Origin of the sequence: Massilibacteroides vaginae (assembly GCF_900178525.1) — a bacterium.
GTDB classification, from domain to species: Bacteria; Bacteroidota; Bacteroidia; order Bacteroidales; family Tannerellaceae; genus Massilibacteroides; species Massilibacteroides vaginae.
In genome coordinates, this window is sequence record NZ_FXDJ01000009.1 from 1,095,608 (window position 1) to 1,118,791 (window position 23,184).

16 protein-coding genes are annotated in these 23,184 nt (G+C 38.2%); 3 read left to right on the forward strand and 13 right to left on the reverse strand.

What is annotated here, in order from left to right:
- Positions 1 to 103: 103 nt before the first annotated feature.
- On the reverse strand, positions 104 to 2,419 hold the full coding sequence (locus B9Y81_RS13010; RefSeq protein WP_245832453.1) for a TonB-dependent receptor: 2,316 nt from the start codon (positions 2,417 to 2,419) through the stop codon (positions 104 to 106).
- A 336-nt stretch (positions 2,420 to 2,755) separates the two neighbouring features.
- Between B9Y81_RS13010 and B9Y81_RS13015 the strand changes: the two genes are divergently transcribed.
- From B9Y81_RS13015 to B9Y81_RS13025, 3 genes are all read left to right on the forward strand, one after another.
- Positions 2,756 to 4,429, forward strand: coding sequence for a tetratricopeptide repeat protein (locus B9Y81_RS13015; RefSeq protein ID WP_085537339.1), 1,674 nt, complete (start codon positions 2,756 to 2,758; stop codon positions 4,427 to 4,429).
- A 196-nt stretch (positions 4,430 to 4,625) separates the two neighbouring features.
- The gene (locus tag B9Y81_RS13020) at positions 4,626 to 5,117 is read left to right on the forward strand and encodes an RNA polymerase sigma factor (RefSeq protein WP_085537340.1); all 492 of its coding nucleotides are present in this window, start codon (positions 4,626 to 4,628) and stop codon (positions 5,115 to 5,117) included.
- An 11-nt stretch (positions 5,118 to 5,128) separates the two neighbouring features.
- Positions 5,129 to 5,725 (forward strand): hypothetical protein, encoded by a 597-nt coding sequence (locus tag B9Y81_RS13025; protein WP_085537341.1) that lies wholly within the window; start codon positions 5,129 to 5,131, stop codon positions 5,723 to 5,725.
- A gap of 301 nt (positions 5,726 to 6,026) precedes the next feature.
- Here B9Y81_RS13025 and B9Y81_RS13030 read toward each other — a convergent pair whose 3' ends face one another.
- The 12 genes from B9Y81_RS13030 to B9Y81_RS13085 all read right to left on the reverse strand — a co-directional run bounded on the left by B9Y81_RS13030 (position 6,027) and on the right by B9Y81_RS13085 (position 23,073).
- The gene (locus B9Y81_RS13030) at positions 6,027 to 7,544 is read right to left on the reverse strand and encodes an arylsulfatase (RefSeq protein ID WP_085537342.1); all 1,518 of its coding nucleotides are present in this window, start codon (positions 7,542 to 7,544) and stop codon (positions 6,027 to 6,029) included.
- Between the two features lie 107 nt (positions 7,545 to 7,651).
- On the reverse strand, positions 7,652 to 8,530 hold the full coding sequence (locus tag B9Y81_RS13035; protein WP_085537343.1) for a hydroxypyruvate isomerase family protein: 879 nt from the start codon (positions 8,528 to 8,530) through the stop codon (positions 7,652 to 7,654).
- A 142-nt stretch (positions 8,531 to 8,672) separates the two neighbouring features.
- Positions 8,673 to 10,001: a DUF5125 domain-containing protein gene (locus tag B9Y81_RS13040; protein ID WP_085537344.1), complete on the reverse strand. Its 1,329-nt coding sequence runs from the start codon at positions 9,999 to 10,001 to the stop codon at positions 8,673 to 8,675.
- A 21-nt stretch (positions 10,002 to 10,022) separates the two neighbouring features.
- Positions 10,023 to 11,513 (reverse strand): glycoside hydrolase family 30 protein, encoded by a 1,491-nt coding sequence (locus B9Y81_RS13045; RefSeq protein WP_085537345.1) that lies wholly within the window; start codon positions 11,511 to 11,513, stop codon positions 10,023 to 10,025.
- 19 nt (positions 11,514 to 11,532) lie between these two features.
- The gene (locus B9Y81_RS13050) at positions 11,533 to 13,053 is read right to left on the reverse strand and encodes a RagB/SusD family nutrient uptake outer membrane protein (RefSeq protein WP_085537346.1); all 1,521 of its coding nucleotides are present in this window, start codon (positions 13,051 to 13,053) and stop codon (positions 11,533 to 11,535) included.
- A gap of 12 nt (positions 13,054 to 13,065) precedes the next feature.
- A complete protein-coding gene (locus tag B9Y81_RS13055) occupies positions 13,066 to 16,047 on the reverse strand; it encodes a SusC/RagA family TonB-linked outer membrane protein (protein ID WP_085537347.1) in 2,982 nt (993 codons plus the stop codon).
- Between the two features lie 239 nt (positions 16,048 to 16,286).
- A complete protein-coding gene (locus B9Y81_RS13060; protein ID WP_085537784.1) occupies positions 16,287 to 17,930 on the reverse strand; it encodes a DUF6377 domain-containing protein in 1,644 nt (547 codons plus the stop codon).
- Between the two features lie 140 nt (positions 17,931 to 18,070).
- The gene (gene ychF, locus B9Y81_RS13065) at positions 18,071 to 19,174 is read right to left on the reverse strand and encodes a redox-regulated ATPase YchF (protein WP_085537348.1); all 1,104 of its coding nucleotides are present in this window, start codon (positions 19,172 to 19,174) and stop codon (positions 18,071 to 18,073) included.
- 70 nt (positions 19,175 to 19,244) lie between these two features.
- On the reverse strand, positions 19,245 to 20,288 hold the full coding sequence (locus B9Y81_RS13070; protein WP_085537785.1) for an oxidoreductase: 1,044 nt from the start codon (positions 20,286 to 20,288) through the stop codon (positions 19,245 to 19,247).
- 51 nt (positions 20,289 to 20,339) lie between these two features.
- On the reverse strand, positions 20,340 to 20,912 hold the full coding sequence (locus B9Y81_RS13075) for an epoxyqueuosine reductase QueH (protein WP_085537349.1): 573 nt from the start codon (positions 20,910 to 20,912) through the stop codon (positions 20,340 to 20,342).
- A gap of 20 nt (positions 20,913 to 20,932) precedes the next feature.
- On the reverse strand, positions 20,933 to 21,622 hold the full coding sequence (locus tag B9Y81_RS13080; protein ID WP_085537350.1) for a response regulator transcription factor: 690 nt from the start codon (positions 21,620 to 21,622) through the stop codon (positions 20,933 to 20,935).
- Positions 21,619 to 23,073 (reverse strand): sensor histidine kinase, encoded by a 1,455-nt coding sequence (locus tag B9Y81_RS13085; RefSeq protein WP_085537351.1) that lies wholly within the window; start codon positions 23,071 to 23,073, stop codon positions 21,619 to 21,621. The genes B9Y81_RS13080 and B9Y81_RS13085 overlap by 4 nt, the downstream gene beginning before the upstream one ends.
- Positions 23,074 to 23,184: the final 111 nt, after the last annotated feature.

A 23,184-nucleotide genomic window follows, 5' to 3' on the forward strand; every position in this document is an offset into this window, starting at 1 on the left:
TATATAAAGATAATCAAATATATTGCACCTTTATGAACATCGATTCCCTTCCAAAAACAGGAAAAGCAATATTTTATGCAGGAGATGTGATTTAGGTAGCTATTTATTTCTTTCCGGATAAAATTCCTGAATCTAAATCTTGATTATTTACCTTTTTTCCTGCTGCTTTATAGTGTCTGCCAAAATCTAAATTAAAAGTGAGATTTAAAAAGAAAATAGGGCTTAATTTAGTGGAGTATGCTACCTGTTTATAAGGAGCTATATCTGATAGGTTTTCAATTTCTATCTGATATTTATTCGTAAAGGGGTTCAAAACACCTGCCGAGATTGTCCATTTCTCTCTATTATACCCTACATTGATAGAATGCAGTTTCTCTTCTTTAGTTAAGGTTTCTCCCCATAATAAATGATTACTTGTATTCATTTCTGCTATAAATGTCCAATTATTATACATAGCCATAAGACTTCCCCTAACACCAAAGTTTGAATGTTTATGCGTATAATTATTACCGTAGCTGATGTATCTGTTATAGAAAGGAGTTACCTTAACAGCAATGTATTCCTGATATGGGAGATATTGTATGGAAGTCTGCAAATTTAGTCTGTGAAAACCTCTATGATTATTTGTACTCCGTATAAATTTGTCATTCTCTACATATGTATTTTCCATTACTGGTTTATGATCATAACTATATCTACCGAATAGTTCAACCGCAACTTTATTTTTATACCAACTTAGAGTCAGATCATTAGAATAGAATGTAACTGATTTAAGTTCCGGATTTCCTTTTCGTATTTGAAAAGAATCAATTGCTTGTGAAACATCATTAAGGTCTGATAACGATGGGGAATAACCAGATATATATCCATTATATCTTAAGTAAAGATTGTCTTTTATAGTATATGCCACTGTAATGGATGGACGAAAGATGTATTTTTCATTACTCCTTTTCTCTTGTGTGTTATAAGTGCGCATTCCCCCGATACCGAACACATAATTAAATTTTCCTTTATTTATCTGATATTCTGTAAAAGCGTAAGTTTCGGCAGTATTCATTCCTACAATATTATTTATATCTTCGGTATACTTATTCTCAAGATGTGATTGAGTGTGTTTCACTCCTCCGGATAACTTTCCCGTTTTAAGGCGTTTTTCATATATAGCTTCAGCAATTAATGAATACTTTTCTCCTCGAATATTTGAGAGGATGTTTGTTTTTTCATTAGTTGTAACAGACTCAATATAGTTTCTTGTGTTTTTTGTATTTAAGTATGTACCAACAAGATTGAATATAAGTTGTTGCTCATTTTTTAAATTTGTTTGAACATAAATGTCTAATGAAGGAATATTGCTCTTCAATGAAGTATGATCACTAATTGATAAGGTATTATTATCTTGAAACACTGTACTTATTCTATCTCCTGTTGAATTCGGCGTATTGTTATGATTATTCCTAAATCGAATATTAAACAAATATTTTTCCGGCTCTTGTAAGTTATAGTTTAAAGTAAAGTTAATATCATCATATTTTACCTTTGTAGGATCCCCGATCTCTCTACGTTCAATTTGCCGGGCAGGTAACTTAAAAAGTTCATAATTTTCTCTTTTCCATTCAAGGTCTCTTCTACCCCAATAAATATTAGTACTAAACTCAGCTTTTTTATAATTATATTTTCCTGAAAGATGGTTTTCTCCATAACCCACGTTTGATAGACCATTAGAAAAATTACCCGCAATATTTCCCCCGGATTCTTTCCGCTTTACAATATAATCAATAACTGCTCCTGCATTATCATATCTTAATCCGGGATTATCTTGGTATTCAACCTTAATAATATCTGATGGTTTTAACGCAATAATTTCAGCTTGAGAAACCTCCATTCCATTTATTCTTAATTGTACATTTTCTCCTCCCGACATTTTTATACTATTATCTATTGGGTTTATTACAATGCGCGACAACTGCAAATTATGCAACAAAGTAAGACCATTCGAAGATGCTTTAATTTGCCTTTCTGTGGGAAGTATAATCTGTCGATCTGTTTTCCTTATTACCGAATTGGTTGTAATGGTAATTTCACTTAGATTAATTGAAGAACTGTATAACGCGATCTCTCCTATATTTATATGCTGAGAAAGATTTTCAATAGTTACATAACTGTTATTATAACCCATAAATGATGCACAAATTAAAAAATTACCCGATTGCACATTCTCAAGCGTAAATTCACCTTTCTCATTTGTAACCAGTCCCTGAATAAAGGTTGAGTCTGTATTCAATAATTGTATATTCACGTATTCTAAATTAGAATTTGTTTCTCCGTCAATTATCGTACCCGTAATCTTTAAATTCACTGAACTTGCCAAAGACGATAAAAAAACAGACACCAGTATTAATAAAATTTTTGCATTCATCATTGTTTATTTTTTGTATTCTTGTTAGTGCAAAAGTAGAGTCAAAACACTATAAATTTGATTTATATCGACATCTTTATAAAGTGCATACCTATTTTCAAATACCTAATAATCAAGTGTATAAATAGCGTTGGTTTGACAAAAGTTTATATTTGAAAAGGTGGATGTTATATTTATTGGATTAGATGATTATAATGGTGTAATTTCACATCAAAATATATATAAATGTATCTTTGCATAAAGTAAAATATTCATTGAAAGTCTTTTAATCTTTTTAAGGTAGAGGTCTTAGAAATGTTATAGGATAGCAAATAATTATAATGAAAAAGATAAATAATAATGACTAAGTACTATACAAGTGTTATAAAAACGATATTGTTTTTATTTGTACTTCTTTTATTTTTCTCATGCAGTAAAAGCAAGCATATTAATCATATTATTAGTGAAGCAGAAGTAATAGTTTCCCATAATCCGGACAGTGCAATTTCTATATTGATGCAAATACCAAAACCGGAAGAGTTGACTGATTCATTAAAAGCGAACTATTGGCTTGTTATGGGGCAAGCACATTATAACTCCGGCAAGGCGATGTCGCAGGACTCTATGTTAGCATTTTCTCTTAATTATTATAATCATCCTGAAAATAAAAATGTATTTCGTTTATTACAAGCTTATAGATTATTCGCTCATTATTTCTGGTGGGTTAATAAAAGAGAGCAAGCTTTTTCCTTATTAAATCAAGGTTTAGATATTTCTCTCTCTTCAGCAGATACCATCAGTAGCATTCATTTATTAAAGGCTTTAGTCAATTTGTCGGAACAAAATCATGATATTAGGGATAATATAAAATACACCAAAATGCTTTTGGAGATTGATAAAGATGCTCCCGATAAATATTATTATTTACATGAACTTGGAATAATGTTTTACTACTTGAATGAGGAGGATTCGACATTTACATATTTAGATAGTGCAATTGAATATTTACCGCCAACTGACTCACTTATATATTGGAACTATATAATTAGAAATTATGCCGATATACTTAGTGACTTTGGTAAGCATAAAGAAGCAATCGATGTACAGAAAAGAGTTCTGGACTACTATATCAGGAATGATAATCAATTTCAATCACTTTCTTATAGTTCACTATCGAGGTATTACCTAAATCTGGGTAATAAAGATTCTGCCTTTTATTATTTAGATCTAGCAGAGAAAACATATCTACCTTTTATGGATGAAGATTTATCATTGAGAAATTACTATACAATCCAGAAAACCATACTTAATTATGCCAAGTCAAACAGTTTTGAGATAAAAGATATTACATACTTTTCAAACCGAATGTTTGATGAATTCAATAACAGGGAAAAAATAATAACAGCTAAAAGTGAAAATGAAAGATTTTTGGAAAATCGCAACTTGCAACTTTCTCTTGAAAAACAAAAAGACCAGATGATAATTATGTTAATAGTTTTCATCGTCATTGTTGGGTCACTGGTTATAGCAATTTATATCCAAAAAAGAAAAAAATTATTTGAAGAAAAAGAAGAAGAACTTGAAGCCTTAAAAAACCTTGTTTCTGAGGCTCAAAAAACTAACAATCAAGACGATAAGTTTTTCAAAAAGATATTGCTCCAACAACTTGGTATTATTAAACTTGTGGCTACCAATCCCACCCCTTCTAATCAGGAGTTTTTATTGCAGATGTCGAGGATAACAAATAAAGACATTCCTGTAGATGATTTATTGATATGGGATGATTTATATGGAGTAATTGATTCTATTTTCAGTAACTTTTATACTAATATACGAAATCATTACGGTGATTGTTTGTTGGAAAAAGAGTACCAATTGTGTTGCTTGTTACGGGCAAACTTTTCCACAAAGGAAATTAGCGTGGTGACACAGCAGAGTATCAGAACAATATATCAGCGAAAGAGCACCATTCGATACAAATTAGAAATGAATGAAAAAGAGGATATTATCGAATTCTTGCTACAAAACATTTAACCAAAACCTACATAGGCATATTAAGAGCCCGCAAAATATCCGATTTTTATTGGCGCCCTAAGTATCAAAAAACACATCCGGCAGGCATTAATTTTCTCACTTTTCCAACTGAAAAAAGGGTTTTTTTGCCTTTTTTATGCAGGAGATGTGATTTAGGTAGCTATTTTTCGACTAATAGATCAAAAACAATTTTGAAATGATTGACGACAAAGTGACTAATAGGTTTTTAGACATGGTTGAAGAAAACAAAAAATTGATTTATAAAGTAAGTCGAATATATTGTGATTCTTCAATTGATAAAGAAGATATTTTTCAGGAAATCATTGCTAATCTATGGAAAGCATACCCTCATTTTAAGGGAGATTCAAAAATAAGTTCCTGGATATATAGAATAGCTCTGAATACTGCGATCTCTTGGTTTCGTGACTACGTAAAATATAAAAAACATATTGAATATGGTCATTTTTTTCCAAATATGTCAGAAGACTGTGGATTAGATGATGTTTATGAACAACTTTATTTAGCTATTGGACATTTGGGTAATATAGATAAAGCTATAATCTTATTACAACTTGATGGTTATTCTTACGATGAAATTTCAAAAATAATAGGTTTATCAAAAACAAATGTTGCGACAAAGCTCAATCGAATCAAATTGAAATTAAAAAATCATTTATCAAACAATTAAACAAAACAATTATGGAATATAAAGAATTGGAAATGCTATGGCAACAATACGATAAAAAGCTTGATAATTTGGAGAAAATAAACAAGAGATTATTAAAAGACGTACTACTCCAAAGTCCCAAAAAAAGGATTAATAGATTGGAATTCAGTAGCCTGTATGGATTAATTGCTTTGCCAATTATATTACTGATCGCTCTACATCCCAATTTAAAAGTAGAGAATATAGACTGGAAATTTATACTCGGCTGTATATTTATCTTTATTGTTTTACTTTATTTATGCATTGAAAATCTCAAGACCTATTTAATTCTTAAAAAAATGGATTTGAGTTCAGATACAGTGATTAGTTCAATGGAAAAAGTAATCAAATTAAAAAGAGTAGCTAATAATTTCCAAAAATCAGTATTAATATATTATCTTCTGATTTATTTGGGATGTATATTAGTTGGTTGGAATAGTTTTACGTTTACAACCAATACAATCATATTTTTAAGTGTTTTGTTTTTAGCCACTTACTATTTAAACATAATAGGTATAGGGAAATATAAGCAAAGAATTAATAAGTTAGAAAAGGATATTGAGGAATTACGAGAATATTCGGAGGAATAATTTTATCACTTTTCCAGCTGAAAAAAGGCTTGATTTTAGCTTTTTTTATGAGATTGATAGTCAGCGTATTATATCTAGCGAAAAACATAAAGGTTATTTTTCGAAAAATAAAGGATATCTTTTCAAAAATAAAGGATATCTTTTTAAACATATAGTAATATGAAAAAACAGGTTATAAAAGCCATCTCATCCCGTCCCTTTTTTTTTGCTGTTTAGTGAAGCTTTATGCGGAGATTCCTCCACTTCGGTCGGAATGACAAAGAGGGGGTGTTAGGTGTAATGAAGAGGGAAAAAAATGTTTTTAGGGCAAGGTGACGGTAAATAATGGATTGGGCACGTGTTGTTCTTGGATTATATTGGTCATTTGGGTTACGATTTCGGGATGGTTTTTTGCTACATCATTGTCTTCGTGTATATCTGTAGCTAAATTGTATAAATATGGTTGTCCTTTTTTTACTAACAGCTTCCAGTCTGCCCTACGGACCGCTATCTGATTTGTTTCTTCGAACTCCCAATATAAAAAATCGTGTTTCTTTTGGTCTTCTTTGCCTAATAATGTGGGGGCAAATGAGATGCCGTCAAAATAATCTATTGCTTTTTTCTTGTTCGTATATTTCTTGACATAGTTTTTTACACCTGTTAGTTCACAGAAAGTCGGCATTAAATCATAAAATGCCAATTGATGGTCGTTGGTTGTATTTGCAGGTACTTTTTCGGGCCAGCGTACAATAAATGGAACGCGGATACCTCCCTCATGGCATTGACGTTTTAAGCCGCGTAATTTTCCGTCCCGACCAAAAAATTTCGGATCAGCTCCGCCTTCTTCGTGTGGTCCGTTGTCGCTGGTGAAGATCACGATTGTATTATTATCCAACCCTTTTTCTTTCAGTTTCTTGAATACCTCTCCTACGTAATGGTCTAATCGAGTGATCATTCCGGCAAACTGAGCATGCGTATGTACAGACGCATTGTAACGAGAACCTTCACTCCCTCCCCAGGTTTTGTCTTCAAAAAACAGTTTTTTGTAATTCAATAGAATGGAATCTTCGGGTTGAACTAACTCGGCATGTGGCAGGGTATACGTAAATATACCGAAAAAAGGTTGTTTTTCGTTCTGTTTATCCAACCAGTTCATGGCTTCCTGATGAATAATATCTGCCGAATATTGCGGTCTTTTGTAATAATCTTTACCATACATCGGGTGGTTGATGTTTTCTTCCAAAACAAGACGAACCACAGCGGTATCACCTATTGATTTACTGTAACGATTCAGAAAATTGGGGTAATATAAATGTGCCTGAAACTGGCAGATATAACCGAAAAACTCGTCAATTCCACGCTTGTCGGGTGTGGATACAGAGCCTTCGTAACCACCTGCCCACTTACCAAACATACCCGTCGTATATCCCTGATCTTTCATTATTTCAGGAATTATTACATGCTCCGGATCGTAAGGATGCTGTCCGACTACAGAAAAGTCTTCGTTATTTCCATACTTCACAATTGGTGAATCGCGCCAATATTCCTTATTTCCCCTAACCTCCGTATGTCCGGAATGCTGTCCTGTCATAAAACAAGCGCGTGAAGGTGCGCTTACCGGACTTCCCGCGTAAGCTTGTGTAAAACGCATACCTTCTTTTGCCATATTATCAATGTGCGGCGTATTGATATAGGCCTGACCATAGCAACCCAAATCGGCATAGCCCATATCATCACACATAATATAAATAATATTAGGCTTAGGCGATTTTTGCGCATGAGCTCCTGAGGCAGAAAGAGCAAATCCACTACTGAGTATAACGAGGCTTCGGATTTTCATTATTATTGTGGTTTTGTATGGCTTTATTCTATCTTCTCCGGATCTTGTGTAGACCGGGAAGATAGGATAAAACCAAAATAAAGACTGGTACTTACTGTTTTACAGATTTAAACATCGCAAATACGGATACATTTTTCAAGAGAAGCGATTTTGTCTTCTTGTTTAGGAACAAATTCCTGACCTACAAAACCTTTGTAGCCGGTATCTACAATCGCTTTCATGATGGCAGGATAATATAATTCCTGTGTTTCGTCTATTTCCGCACGACCCGGATTACCGCCGGTATGGATATGCGAGAAGTAGCTGTGATATTTTCGAATATTTTCGATGATATTGCCTTCCATAATCTGCATGTGATAGATATCATAAAGAAGTTTGAAGTTATCTGAACCTACCCTGCGGCAAAGCTCTACTCCCCAGATTGTATGGTCGCAGAGATAATCTTTATGCCCTACGCTATTTAATAATTCCATGGTTAGCACCACACCGTGTTTTTCAGCGATTGGAGTAATGCGTTTCAGTCCTTTCGCGCAATTTTCCCAGCCCTGAAGGTCGGTCAGTCCGTTTCTTCTCCCCGAGAAGCAAATCAGGTTTGTGAGTCCGGCTTCGGCCACCATAGGAATTACTTTTTCGTAGCTTTCCACTAACTCATCGTGCAAAGAAGGATCGGCAAAACCCCGGTCTATACCCAATCCTGCACCCTGAGCCATAGCCACAGTCAATCCATTTTGTTTTACGATTGGCCAGTCTTTCGGATCAAGTAATTCGATAGACTCTATACCTATTTTTTTGCATATTTTACAGAACTCATCGAGCTCGTAACTGCCAAAACACCATTTACTTACCGAGTGGCGAATGTTTCCTTTCAGCGCCAGCTTTGTGGTTTGCTCTGTTGCGGGAACAGCAGCTTCTAGTCCGGAAACAGCCAAAGCAGCACTTCCGGCCAGCACACTCTTAATAGCAGCTCTTCTTGAAATGTTTTTCATTTGTTTTTATTTTATGATTTAAGTACTAATGTCTTAGCTACAAATATAGGAAAATAGTATGAACAAAATAGTAGAAAAAAACGCGCCCTTCTTTTCTTTGAAGAGCGCGTTCATAATAGAAATACAATTCTTTATTCGAATGCTATTCCTTTGTAACGATCAGGAGTGCTTTATCATTTCCTTCACTAAGATCAACCGTTAGGATATAACGGGCTCCGGTTTCGAGCACTTTCCCTTCTTGTATTCCCAGATTTCCGGGGTCTCTGCCATTGGTGCCATCTCCCACAAAGATCAGATCGCTTTCAGTACGAAGCGTTTCATTCTTATATTCACCTCCCCAACCTTTCTGATGGAAAAATTTGAAGTTGATATCATTCGCTTTTATTGTCTTTCCGGCTTCTACTACGATGCTGTATTTTTTATTACCCATCGGAGCCATGCATAGCGCTTTGTTGGTATCCCATCCTACAGCGTTCGTGCTTACAGACGGTTTTCCTATACCATCACCGATAATCCATAGTGCACCTGATCCATCAGCTTGTAATGAAGCCGGATCCTTTCCTGATAATGCTTCCACAACTAAATAACTAAGCGATGTATTGGCCGTAATTCTGTATGATCCGTCGATAGGCATAAAGCTTAACTCACCGGCTTCATCGGTTTTAAAGAAGCTTGGGTCTATCCACCAGCTGTTAAAATCTTCAAACCCTTCTACGGTTACTTTATCGCCTTGTTTTAAGGAAAGATCGATTGCGTAGTTCGAATCGTCCACACGTTGCATTACTTGCCCGTTTACGGTATAAGCGATAATAAATGGAGCAGCAGTATAGTCAAGTGAATTAAACGTAATTGTATATTCGCCTCCGGTAGTATTTGAAAATGGAATTCTATCTGTTGTAGCTTCTACGATAGCATCATTACTCCATCCGAATGTGATTTCGTTTCCGTTATCACCCATTGCCGGGCTTTTAAAATAGCCCTTTATTTTCTGTGGAAATGTTGCTGTAACGGCATAACTATATGCGGCGGAACGCTCCATGCGGTATTCACCCTTTTCAGATACAAAAGTAAGATAAGGGAAGTCCGGACGTGAAACCGCTACTTCATATACTTCTTCTGTAGTGGTAAAGTTTATGTTCTGTAAAATGAACTTCAGATTGGCTTTACCATTTGGTATATTTGCGTAATAGGGAACGTGTATCTTGCCGTTGTAGGTACCGTTTGTTTTTGTACGGATAACAGTTTCAGATACTTTCTCATCATTAAAGAACAATTGTGCTTTCACCGTAGACAAGGGAACACTGGCATCTTCAACATTAACATCGAATGCAAGGCTATCGCCCATATACGCGCTGCCAATAGTTGTCTGAATTTTCATTACCGGATTCCCCGGATTTTTATCATCGTCATCACATGCGGTTATAAATAATGAACCACAGAAGAATAAGACTAATCCAATATATTTTTTCATAATGAACTCTAATTAAAAAGGTTATTTTTTCCAACGAAACGAAACCACCGATTTGGCAGGTGCATTGTATGTGAAATTCTGTTTGCCATCATTTACAACAATATTTTTTGCCTCTTCCGATTTATTGAGAAGAACAAAGGCATACGATCCGTCTGTATTCTCAAAGGCCGAATAAACAACGCCATTAGTATACCCTTTGGCACCTATACGTGTTGCCCCCGGTTTAACTACCGACGAAAGATGTCCGGTGATGTAATAATGTGAATTACGTGTAATTGTTTTAAAGTCGGAACGGTCAATGTCTACCGCGCCATAACAAGTCTGACAGCCTCCGTCCCGATTCGGTCCGCGTTCGCTATCCAACATCAGGTTCCATACAATAACCGCTTTACACCAATTATTAATCGTGCCCAGCGCAACTTGCTCCATGTCTTCTATTAAGCGAACAGATAAATTTTTTCCGTCATTCCAAGTCCCGATCGATGTTTCGGTAAAGATCAATTCTTTGTCCGGTTGCTTATTGTAAACATCTAAAAGCTCGTCTTTATCTCCTCCATAATTATGATAAGCGGCTCCGTCTACAAACGAAGAGGCAACAGCATCTTCATAGATACGTACCGGATAATCATTCTGATCGGTTATATTGTCGTAATTGAAGTTGTGGTCGAACAGGTAAATCTTCGTGCCGGGGGCAGATTCTTTCACTTTAGGACCGAGAGCTTCTTTTATAAACGCTAATTGCTCTTGCCAACTCATGTATAAAGAAGCAGAATTACCCCTGTTTAATGGCTCATTTTGCGGTGTGATGGCATAAATAGGAATTCCTTTATCCTGCATGGCGTGTATCCACTTTACAAAATAAGTAGCATAATCCTGATAATAGGCAGGGTTCAATTGTCCGCTTGTCCAGGATTCAAACGGTTTTAACTCCGTTAGGTTATTTACTTTCATCCATGGAGGACATGTCCAGGGCGATCCTAAGATTTTCACATTTGGGTTGATCGTGAGGATCTCTTTTAAAACAGGGATAACGTACTTATTCTCTTCGTCTTGTAAGGCGAAATTTTCAATACCCGGTTTGTCACAACACGTATACTCACTCAATGAAAAGTCCGAACAACCGATAGCAATCCGGATATAACTTTGTCCCATCCCTTCCGTTTCAGAAAAGGTTTCTTTCAGGAATTTGGTTCTATCTTCGGCTTTCATCTGCAGTAGATTGAAACTTGTTGACCCTGTAATAGCAGCACCGAAACCATCCATCGTCTGATAGCGTGTAGCCGGATCGAGTGTAATAGTCAAAGGAGACATGCTGGGTTCAGCGTTGAACTTGACTTCCTGTTTTGCAAAATCAAAACTCCGGTTGTTTGTTGTAACATAGGCAACAACTTCGCCTGTTGTTTCTGCCGGAGGATCGATTGGTTTTTCTTTTCCTCCGGATGAATCGCTTCCACAGGCATTCATTGTTACTATTGTAGAAAGAAGCAAAAGGAATATATTTTTATGTACCATAATTTATTTAAATAGTGTATTAATAACCGGGGTTCTGAATCAGATTTTCATTTTGATCGATCGCTCCCTGAGGAATCGGCAACCGATAGGAATTCTGATCATAAGGATATACTTGAGCCTTACGTCCTGAATCTTTGGCATAGACAGCGTTCATAACCTCTTCTACTTTGTCTAAGCGAACAAGGTCAAACCAGCGTTGTGCTTCAAAGGCCAATTCCAAACGACGTTCGTGAAGCAAAGCATCCAGCATTTTATTCTTATCAGCTCTGGTTCCGGCAGATAGTTTTCCAAGTCCTACCCTTGCTCTTATCTGGTCAATGATATCGGCTGCACCTTGCAAATCTACATTATTTCCCATGATCAGTGCTTCAGCCTTCAATAATAAGACATCGGCATAGCGGAATTTAATAAGACTGCTGTAAGAAGAACGGCATTTGTACATAAACGGATAATGATCGGATGGATAATAATAACTCCATGTGCAGGAGTAATAAACCACAGATTCATTAAAACGAACCATATCACCTTCTTTTGTATAGGCATTGATCAGGTCTCTTGAAGGAGTTACCCATTTGCCCCAACTAAATTGCGTATCCCAGTTAACAAGGTCACGACCAAACATCCAGGTACACCAGTTTCCACTACCGGCGAAAAATTGTGCTTCTAAAATTGATTCGGATGTATTTCTTTTGCGTGCGTCGGTCACGTCGTCATTCATTCCGAACAAGTCTTTAAAGTCAGCCACAAGTGAAGGTCCATCAGCCGCTACTGCATTACAATACTCGATTACTTTTGCATAATCGCGCAATGGTTTTTCCGCGTAAACTTTGGCCAGTAATGTACGGGCAACCGTTTTTGTAAATAACGTTTTATCAGCAGCGTTGTACTTCGGAGCAGTCTGAATAGCTTCTAATAGATCCTTTTCAATCTGTTTGTAAGCTTCTTCTTCAGTGCTTTGTTTCGGAAAATACTGAGGATACACTTCACCGATAGTTTCCGAAGTAATGTCTCCGGCTTCTGTCGTGATCACGGGGATATCTCCCCATAAACGAACCATATCAAACCATATCAAAGCACGAAAAATCTTCGCTTCCGCTTTGTATTGTTCCTTCTCCACGCTTGTTAACAAGGGATCGGATACGGAGTCAATATGAATAATCAGTTTATTAGCACGTGCTACATCTTCCAGATATCTATCCCAGTCGCGTTTAATAACGGAGTTTGATCCTTCGATTGAATTATCTTCGTAGGGTAGAATTTCCGCACCTGTTGATCCGGCATAGGCGTTGTCTGAATGCGTTTCGGCAATCAACAACTGATCCATATACCAATGTTCTTGGCGGTCACGCATTTGATTGTAAAGTGTTTTCAAATGACTTTCAACCGCAGCTTTATCTTTAAAGACAACCTTCTTTCCCGAATCAGTAATGCCTTCCGTTACATCCGAATAGGCATCTAACGGATCATAGTCCAATGAGCATGAACCTGCGGCTAAAAGCAGTCCGCAACATAATCCTTTAAAAATATATGTAAGTTTCATAGTAGTCAATTATTAGAATTCAACATTAATACCGAACACAAAAGATTTGCTATGCGGATAAGTACCCCAATCGATGCCCTGAACAGCACCCTTGTTTCCCCATTGATTTACTTCCGGATCCATTCCTGAATAGTTGGTCCAGGTCAGGAGGTTGCTGGCTGTAAAATAAGGCTGAATACGGGTAATGCCCAACTTTCTCAGTTTCTCTATCCTCAGATCGTATGAAAGAGAAATATCTTTTACGCGCAGGTAGCTACCGTCTTCAATAAAATAAGTAGAGTTCTTAATATCGAAACCGGCTCTGGGCACATCCGTGATTTGTCCGGGTATCCTCCATCGGTTCAATACGCGTGTAGATTGATTTTTGCCGTCATACATACCTTCCGTTTCAATTCTTGAAGCATTGAATACGTCATTTCCATAACTACCCTGAATAAAAATACTCAAGTTGATGTTTTTCCATGAAAAGGTGTTTGTCATACCATAGGTGAAATCCGGATTAGGATCGCCGATATAAGTTCTGTCTGTCGAAGATATTTTGCCATCTTCGTTCAAGTCACGGTAGATCATATTTCCGGTTTCCGGATCAACCCCATCAGCAATGTATCCATAAAAACCACCTAATGCACGTCCCGGTTCATTGCGTACAACCGTTTCGTTCACTACGTCACTTGTTGTAGCGTCATTGTATATCTTCTGCAGATCCAGACGATCCAATTTATTGCGATTGAAAGAAATATTGAAGTCGGTATTCCAACCCAACGCTCCTTGTAGGTTTACGGTGCTTACAGAAAGCTCAAAACCACGGTTTGTCATCTCTCCTTCATTACGGATAATTTTGTTAGAGGCAGCAGCACCTGAAGGTAAAGTAACGTCCATCAGCATATCTTTCGTCTTTTTGTGATAATAGTCAAGCGCTACCATCAGTCGGTTGCTGAATCCTGTAAAGTCAATACCCAGGTTTACCTGCGTTGTGGTTTCCCACTTTAAGTCCGGAGTGCGAAGGTTTGACTGACTGATTGAGGGTAATGCGTTGGCTTGACCGGTAACGAACCATTCAATACGATTAATATTGTAACGTTGCAGGTAAGCATAATCATGAATACCGGATTGATTTCCTGTTTTACCCCAGCCCCCACGGATTTTAAAATCGTCTATCCATTCGATGTCTTTCATAAAATCTTCCGAAGAAATACGCCATGCTGCCGAAGCCGAAGGGAAAGTTCCCCAACGATGATCCGGATGAAGCTTTGAAGATCCGTCCATACGCATGTTTACGGTAAGCAGGTATTTACTGTCGTAATTATAAGAAACACGCCCGAAGTAAGATAAGATTCCCCATTCGGAAGCCCCGCTTCCTGTGTTATTCCAGGCTATTTTATTGGCTGCGTTCAGTGTTTGGATATCAGCGTTTCGGTAGTGCGAACCATTGATCCAGTTATTTTTGTAATCTGAATCTGTCCATGAAGCACCGGCCATAGCTTCAATTTTATTCTTTCCGAACCCTTTGCTGTAACTCAATACATTATCAAAAGTAAGCACCGTGTTTGTATTGCGTCTGTCCGAACCTTCACCAAACTGATTCCGCCCCCAGGAAGTGGTTACCGGATCCAGAAAAGTTGTAATTAAGCCATGTCTTCTATCTAATGTGAACGACGATTTTAAGGTCAGGTCAGGCATAAAAGTAATCAAAGCACTTGCCGAAGCGATCAGACGGTTTTCACGATCCTTATCGTTCTCATTTCTGGCCATATTTTCCAGTGGGTTATTAATATTCCCGATGCCGTAAAAGTTATTATAATACTGCTTGGGGTTTTCCGTATCCCAGATAGGTGCGTAAGTAGGTGTATTGATAACCGAAAGTACTACCCCTCCCCTGTTTGCGCCAAGTCCTGTTTGCAGACCGTTCTTTTCACTATCAGAATACGATACGTTCGCATTAAGATTCAGCCAAGTGCGAATTTTACTGTCTAAATTTAATCTGAAATTATACCGTTTATAATAAGCGGTATTCAACACCCCTTTTTCATCCACATAACCTCCTGAAATAAAATAATTCAGTTTTTCTGTTCCATCAGATACAGAAAGCTGATAATTCTGGCGAGTTCCGGTTGAATACGCCTCGTCAAACCAGTCTGTTTTGTCTGTCAGTCCGTCGGGAAGTGCAATCATACCGATCTCATCCTGCAATTCTTTGTATTGCTGTGTGTTGAGGGATTCCATACTTTTCACTACCTGATTCAAACTAAGTTGTGCATTGAACGTGATTTTGGCTTCTCTGTTGCCTCCGGCCTTTGTTGTAACCAAGATAACACCATTGGCCGCACGAGAACCGTAGATAGCAGCCGAAGAGGCATCTTTCAATATCTGTATATTCTCGATATCATTTGGAGCCAGGAAATTGATGTTATCAACAGGAACCCCGTCTACTACATAAAGCGGATCGTTACTGCCGTTAAAAGAAGTTGTTCCACGCACACGGATAGACATTTCTGCTCCCGGCGCGCCGTTGGGTTGAACTACCGAAACACCGGCAGCTTTTCCCTGAATTGCCTGTGCAGCCGATACAATCGGACGACGATCAAGATCTTTGGTCGATACACTTGCGATAGCTGTTGTAACATCTTTACGCTTTACAGCGCCATAACCTATTACCACAACTTCTTCCAAAGCTACCTGAGACTCCTTAAGTTGTATAGCTAATTTCTGTGAACCGGTTGCTTGTATTTCTACAGGTTCATAGCCTACATAAGAAATATGTAGTGTTGCTCCTACGGGTACGTTCGAAAGTGAAAAATTTCCATCATAGTCGGTTACAGTACCGTTTGTAGTTCCTTTTTGAACGATTGAAACCCCAATAAGGGCTTCCTTGTTTTTAACATCCGTCACTGTTCCGTTAACTTGTATACCGGATTGCGCGAAGGCAGTAGCAAAGCAGGTAAACAAAGCACAGAACAATAAGATTGAAGAAAGCATTCTTCCCATTAATTTCATAATTTTCTGTCGATTAAAATTAGTATTTAAAATTAACGAATCAGAAAAGCGTATACCGAATATAGTATTTGCATTCTGACACACATTATAACATAATGATACAATGTCGATGCTAAACTATTTGTTTTGGATATGCAAATTGAAAACAGGAGATAAAAAAGTACTGACTAAAATAGCATATTGCTTGAATAACAGTATATTAAAAAATGAAAGTTAGCTGAAAAAGTACTGAAAAATTACTATTGTACTGAAGTAATTGCAGCAATTCCGGCTACTCTTTTCTCAAAATCGTCACGAGCACCGGCAGCTTTATTTCTCATTTTTGTTCTGTAGTTATACACCGTTCGAAGCGAATACCGTAGAAATGCCGCTATTTTTACACTATCAGTAATGCCTAAGCGGATAAGTGCGAAAATGCGTAATTCAGTATTCAAAAGCTCACCTTGCTTTACTGTGATTCGCTCTTCGGGCATTAATAGGTTGTTAAAGTCGTCAACAAATGTAGGATACAGGTTCAGAAAAATAGAGTCGAAGTTTCTGTAAAGCTCTTCTACTTCGTTATCAACAAAGTGAGTTGATTTCAGTGCAACATATAATTCGTCTAATTTTTTGTTGGCCGCGAGTTTATTCAGGTCCTTCCTATAGCTTTCGAATTTGTCGATATACGATGAGCAAAGGTCGAAGAAATGACCAATGTATTCTTCTTTGATAAGGTTTGCGTCCAATAAGCTTGTGTTTACCTGATTGAGGTTGGTATTCAACAAACTCAGTTCCTTGTTGGTGTCTTTTAATTGCCGGCGAATCCGGGATAACTTTTTCATCTGTACATACAGATAAATAGTTATTAAAACCGTAAGTACAGACAAGATGCTGATAAGCAAAGAAAAAAGCTGTAGATCAGCGTTTCTTCTACTCTCTTTTTCCTGATACGAGGCGTTGATAATCGGGTAGAAAGACGATGACTCGATTGCCCGATAGCGCAAATTACAAAATAGCGCCTCATTAATGGCCAGGTCGATAAAAAGATACGCCTTGTCTACATTGCCCTGATGAAAATAAAATAACGCCAGTTCTTGTGGGGAAGCATTATCTTTGATAGCGTTCTTTATATCAGCGATGGCCGATATCAGCAAATGCTTCTCCTGTAGCCCTGACTGACCGGTTTGTTTGTAGATCAAACTTAAGAAATAAGAAACAGTAGCTTGTTCAGGACTTTCTTCCGGGATGTCACTAAATAATTTATTCAAAACAGTTTCCGCTTCGTTCATACGCCCTTGATATACCAGTTTAATCCCTGAATTCAGCCGGTATTCGTAGGACTCCTCATCCAAAAGAGCAAGAAGAGAATCTCTGTAATGTTCGCTTTTCAGATAATAGTCCAACTTATCATTACTTTGCCCGTAATGGCTGCAAAACGAGCCATACACTTCGTAATACCGTGCTAAAAGATCGTTGCTAAGCCCGTTTCTGTCAATCCCTTCCAATAAATCTTTTGCTTCAAAATATAAGCCGCGAGATGAATATAACCAGGCCAATTCTATTTCAGAGCTATTTTTCCTTTCCGGATCGTTTAATTTTTCTGCGATTTGAATATTTTTTAATACATAGCTGACTGCCGAATCGGATATATATTTTTTATACTCGTTGTACAGTTGTTCGTTTATATCGAACTCTTGTTCAGGAGATAAATACTTCATATCCAGCAATTGCTTTTGCGCCTGCATACGCTGCTCCTTAGCATCTATATAGAATTGTTTTTTATCGATTACTTTATTTAATTCGGAAATCAGGCTGTTATTCTCTTTTTGAGCTATAATTCCGAAAGGACATAAGAGAGTAAATAAAATAATTCGAATAAAAGTAAATCGTGGTTGATTTTTCATGTCTTTGGCTGCTGTAAACAATGAAACACAAAACTACTTATTTTTTAGCAAACAGCGTGTTCAAATGGAAATTTAAGCCTAAAAAAAGTCCGGACGTAATGCCCGGACTTTTCCATTAGCTGTATGTGGTAAATTTGTAGTTATACATTAAAGCGGAAGTGCATGATATCGCCATCTTGTACGATGTATTCTTTTCCTTCCACGCTCATTTTTCCGGCCTCTTTTACGGCAGCTTCAGAGCCGTATTTAATGAAATCTTCATATTTGATCACTTCCGCGCGGATAAATCCTTTTTCAAAGTCGGTGTGAATCACTCCTGCGCATTGAGGTGCTTTGCTGCCTTTCAGATAGGTCCATGCACGAACTTCTTGTACGCCGGCCGTCAGGTAGGTTTCAAGATTTAATAGTTTGTAGGCCGATTTGATCAGACGGTTTACGCCGGATTCTTCCAGGCCTATTTCACCAAGAAACATCTGACGCTCTTCGTAAGTTTCGAATTCAGCTATTTCGCTTTCTATCTTAGCGGCAACAACAAGTATCTGTGCATTTTCTTCCTTAATGGCGTCACGCACGGCTTCTACATATTTATTCCCATTTACGGCACTTGCTTCATCAACGTTGCAAACATAAAGCACCGGCTTATTGGTTAGCAAGAATAGTTCGTGCGCTATTTTTTGATCGTCTTTGGTTTCAAAACTAACCGTACGGGCACTTTTTCCTTGTTCTAATGCTTCCTTGAACTTTACAAGTACATCGTATGTTTGTTTCGCCTGCTTATCTCCTCCTGTTTGTGCTTGTTTTTGCACTTTAGAAATACGCATATCGATCGTTTCCAGGTCTTTGATCTGAAGTTCGGCATCAATAATCTCTTTATCGCGCACAGGATTTACATTTCCATCTACGTGAACGATGTTTTCATCGTCAAAACAACGAAGTACATGCAAAATCGCGTCGGTTTCGCGGATATTAGCCAGGAATTTATTTCCCAGTCCTTCTCCTTTGCTTGCTCCCTTAACGAGTCCGGCGATATCAACAATCTCTACCGTTGTAGGAACTATGCGTTGTGGATTAATAAGTTCAGCCAGTTTAGTAAGGCGTTCATCAGGAACGGTAATTACGCCAACATTGGGTTCGATTGTACAGAAAGGAAAGTTTGCCGATTGCGCTTTCGCGTTTGAGAGGCAATTAAAAAGAGTAGATTTCCCAACGTTTGGAAGACCTACTATACCGCATTGTAATGCCATTTATAGTATAATTAATTTGTTATATCTCTGATTTACGGGCGCAAAGATAACCAATCTTTTGTTAAGTTATTTATAATGTAACTGCCCGTTTCTTCTCATTACTCTCAAAAGCCGCTTCAATAATACGAATTACCGGCAATACGACAGATGCGTCCGCTTGTGGCATCTTACCTGATTTGAGGGATTGATATACGTCTTCATAAAAAGCCATATAGTTGCCGGAGATCGTTTCTATCTTGCCCCGGAAATGCAGATCGTTCAGCTCGGTATTCAGAATGCCGAAGGTAGATTCCTCGTCTGCACCCCAGTTGGGTGAAGTAGGAGGGAGGCCTGCTTTTAACGCCTCTTCCTGCGGATCGAGTCCATATTTAACAAAAGAACCTTTGGTGCCGTGTATATAGTAGCGTGGTGTTTCTTCGCGCATCAGATAGCCTGCCCTGAGTGTTACTTTTACCTGTGGATAGAGTAGTTGTATGTGGTAATAATCGTCTACCTGTGTTCCTTCACGCAATTTGTCGATATCGGCATATACCGCTTGTGGAATACCGAAAAGTGTTACTGCCTGATCGATCATGTGGGAGCCTAAATTATACGTGAGGCCTACACGATGATCGGCCTTTTCTTTCCAGGTGCCCGGTTGTATGTAGTTGCGATAACGCTGGTAGGCAGACTGAAATTCAACCACCTGGCCCAATGAACCCGAGTTGATCACTTGTTTTACGGTTAGGAAATCGCCATCCCAACGCCTGTTCTGATAAACACAGAGCATACGGTTTTGTTTTTTTGCCAGGGCAATCAGTTCTTCTCCTTCATGCACGGTAAAAACAAATGGCTTTTCTACAATAACATGTTTACCGGCAAGCAAAGCAAGCTTAACGAATTCGTAATGTGTTACGTCCGGCGTGTTGACTACCACAAGCTGAATAGACTTATCTGCCAGCAATTCTTCGTACGACCGTATGATCTTTACCCACGGATATTTCTCTTGAGCGCTGTCTGAGCTTCGTTGTACAATGGCATAAAGTTCGAATGCCGGGTGATTGGCTATAAAAGGGGCATGAAATACCGATCCGGACATGCCGTATGAAGCGATTCCTGTTCTAATTTTCTCCATTTTAACTATATTGCTGATAAACAGAAACAAATATAGTGAAAAGATAGGTGATTATTTGGATTTGCGAAAGCTAAATTCGCAGCCGCAATACTGTTGATTATAGAAATCATATTGCGAAATAATCTCTAACCGGCGTTCACTTAGTCCTCCTTTACGCCAATTTTGTTCCCAAAGCGCTACGCCCGGAAATTGTTTCGCGGCATATCGGCCGGCGTCAAATATATCCGCTAAGTTTTTCCAGCGCGAAGAGGCGAGGGTAGTGGTAAAGAGGGTAAATCCGTTTTCCGAAGCATAACGAGCCGTTTCGAGCATGCGAATGATAAAGCATTTCACACAACGACGACCACGTTCCGGTTCATTTTCCAGCCCTCTGATCTGTTCCCGCCAATCGGAATGATTGTAGTCGGCATCCACAAAGTCGAGGTTCAGCGACTTTACGTAGCGCAGACTTTCCGCCTTGCGTATTTCATATTCCTCTTTCGGAAAGATATTGGGATTATAATAAAACACGGTAGGACGAATATCATTCTGCAATAAACATTCAATGATAGCCGATGAACAAGGTGCGCAACAAGCATGCAGCAACACGTTCTTTTCTCCGTTTGGTGTTTCTAATTTGAGCATTCCAACGGCAAAGGTAAGAGTTATAGTGTCAACTTATAGCCGATTCCCCGTATATTAACAATCCGGATACGTTCGTCTTTAGACAGCTTATGGCGTAATTTGGTAATAAATACATGCAAACTTCGGGAGTTGAAGAAACTATCATCTCCCCATAACTCGAGTAGTATATCCTGCGAATTAACCACTTGATTCAGATTCTGGCAAAGCCTTTTCAGTATTTCCGTTTCCCGGTAGGAGAGTTCTTCCTCGTCTTGCCGATGATAAAGTTTTTGAGCGATAGTATCCAATTTATACTCCCCGATAGTAAATAAACTCGTGGCTTTTATCTCCGGTGGCAATTTACGCACAAGCGCTTTAATGCGTACAATCAACTCTTGCATTCCGAAGGGTTTCCGTAGGTAGTCGTTTGCACCCAACTCAAAGCCTTCTACAACGTCTTTTATGGCAGAACGGGCAGTAAGAAATATAACAGGTGTTAGTGTATCTGTCTGACGTATACGCCGTATCATCTCAAAACCATCCATGAAGGGCATCATCACATCGGTTACAATGATATCCGGTTTCTCTTCAAAGAAGCGGCGCAATCCCTTTTCGCCATTTTCGGTAATATAAATAGAAAACACACCGGTTTCTTCGAGCGTATCGCGGATGATCATAGCCAGCGTAGCTTCATCTTCTACTAAAAGTACGTTTATCTTTTCTGTTTTCATACGTTCTCCTTTCCTGTCGGAATTTGTAGGGTAAATGTTGTGCCTTTGCCGGGCGAGCTTTTAACCGATACGTTTCCTCCATGTTTCTCTGCCATAACTTTCACGTAGAACAGTCCCAACCCATACCCTTTCACATTGTGCTGATTGCCATGCGGTACGCGATAGAATTTATCAAAGATATACGCCTGTTTGTCTGCCGGAATGCCCTGTCCGTTATCCGTTATACTCAGGCTGAATATCCCATTTTGTTTATGGATATCGATGATCACCTGAGTTTCTTGTTTGCTGTATTTAATCGCGTTATCAATCAGATTACTGAGCATATTAGTCAGATGCGTACGGTCTGCATAAAGTGTCAGCTCATCCGTAGCGTAATTTATGCTGAAACTAACCGGTTTTGCTGCTTTCAGTTTATGTTGTTCGATCAGCCCGTTTATGATTCCCTTCAGCTGTATTTCCTCCGGGTGCAAGGCAAACGATTTTCGTTGTTCTATGCTCATAGATAAAATCTGTTCTACCAGATTACTCAAGCGGGTGAGCTGCTCTTTGCATATTTGAAGGTATTTTTTCCGTTTTTCCTGGTCATTGGAAAGATCGAAATTCAGCAATGCGTCAGTGGCCGAGTAGGCAACGGCAATTGGCGTTTTCAATTCATGCGTCATGTTGTTTGTGAAATCGTCTTTCATCTCTTCCAGCGTTTTCAGATTTAAAACGGTTCGAATCAAATACCAGAATGCAAACGCGAGAATTAAGATGATGAGTAGGGTTGTGACCAATATACCACCCATGCGGATCAATACTGTTTGCGTTAATGGCTCCATGTAAATACGGTAGCTGTGATACCCTTTCGACCCTATGGGATAAATAATAGTCGGTTTATCGGCAGCTTTACGCTTCAGCTTCTCTGTGTAGGTTGTGCTGATGATACTGTCGGCCGTGTTGTCGTATAGTTCTGAATAGTAATGCTCTATGATGACGTTGTTTTTTGTCAGCGTATTTTTGAGAATGCTGTCTATCCGGTGTAGGTCAATACTTACCTCTTTATCAATGGCGTCATGGATTGATTCGTTAAGACTTTTACGAAGCAAATCAAAGAACGATTCTGTATTGTCTAAGGCTAAATCACTTGTTGTTATTATTGTGTCGTTTTGCTCTTTGCTTCTGTCGATAAACCGTTCTTCTTTCTGGAAAAGAAGAGTGCCTTCTTCATCTGTTGTTCCTGAAATTACGACTGATTTTTCATTATTTTTCTTCTCTTCTCTACTTTCTATGAGATCAGACCTGTAAATAAGTTCCGTCTGATCGGCTGTTTCTATGCACCTTATCAGTTCTCTTTTCAGATCGGTCTCCATTGATAAATACAGCCCATGGAGCCAATACACCTGCCAACTGAAAATAAGTAGCAAGAACATCAGCACACCGGTAACTATATATCGAAATGTATTTCCCATAAACCGGATTAAGAAGATCTTTTTATTTTCGACAAATATAGAGGGTAATAGTCAGAGTAGCGCAAAACGATAAGACTAAATAACACTTCATAAGCAACTGATAACATAGAG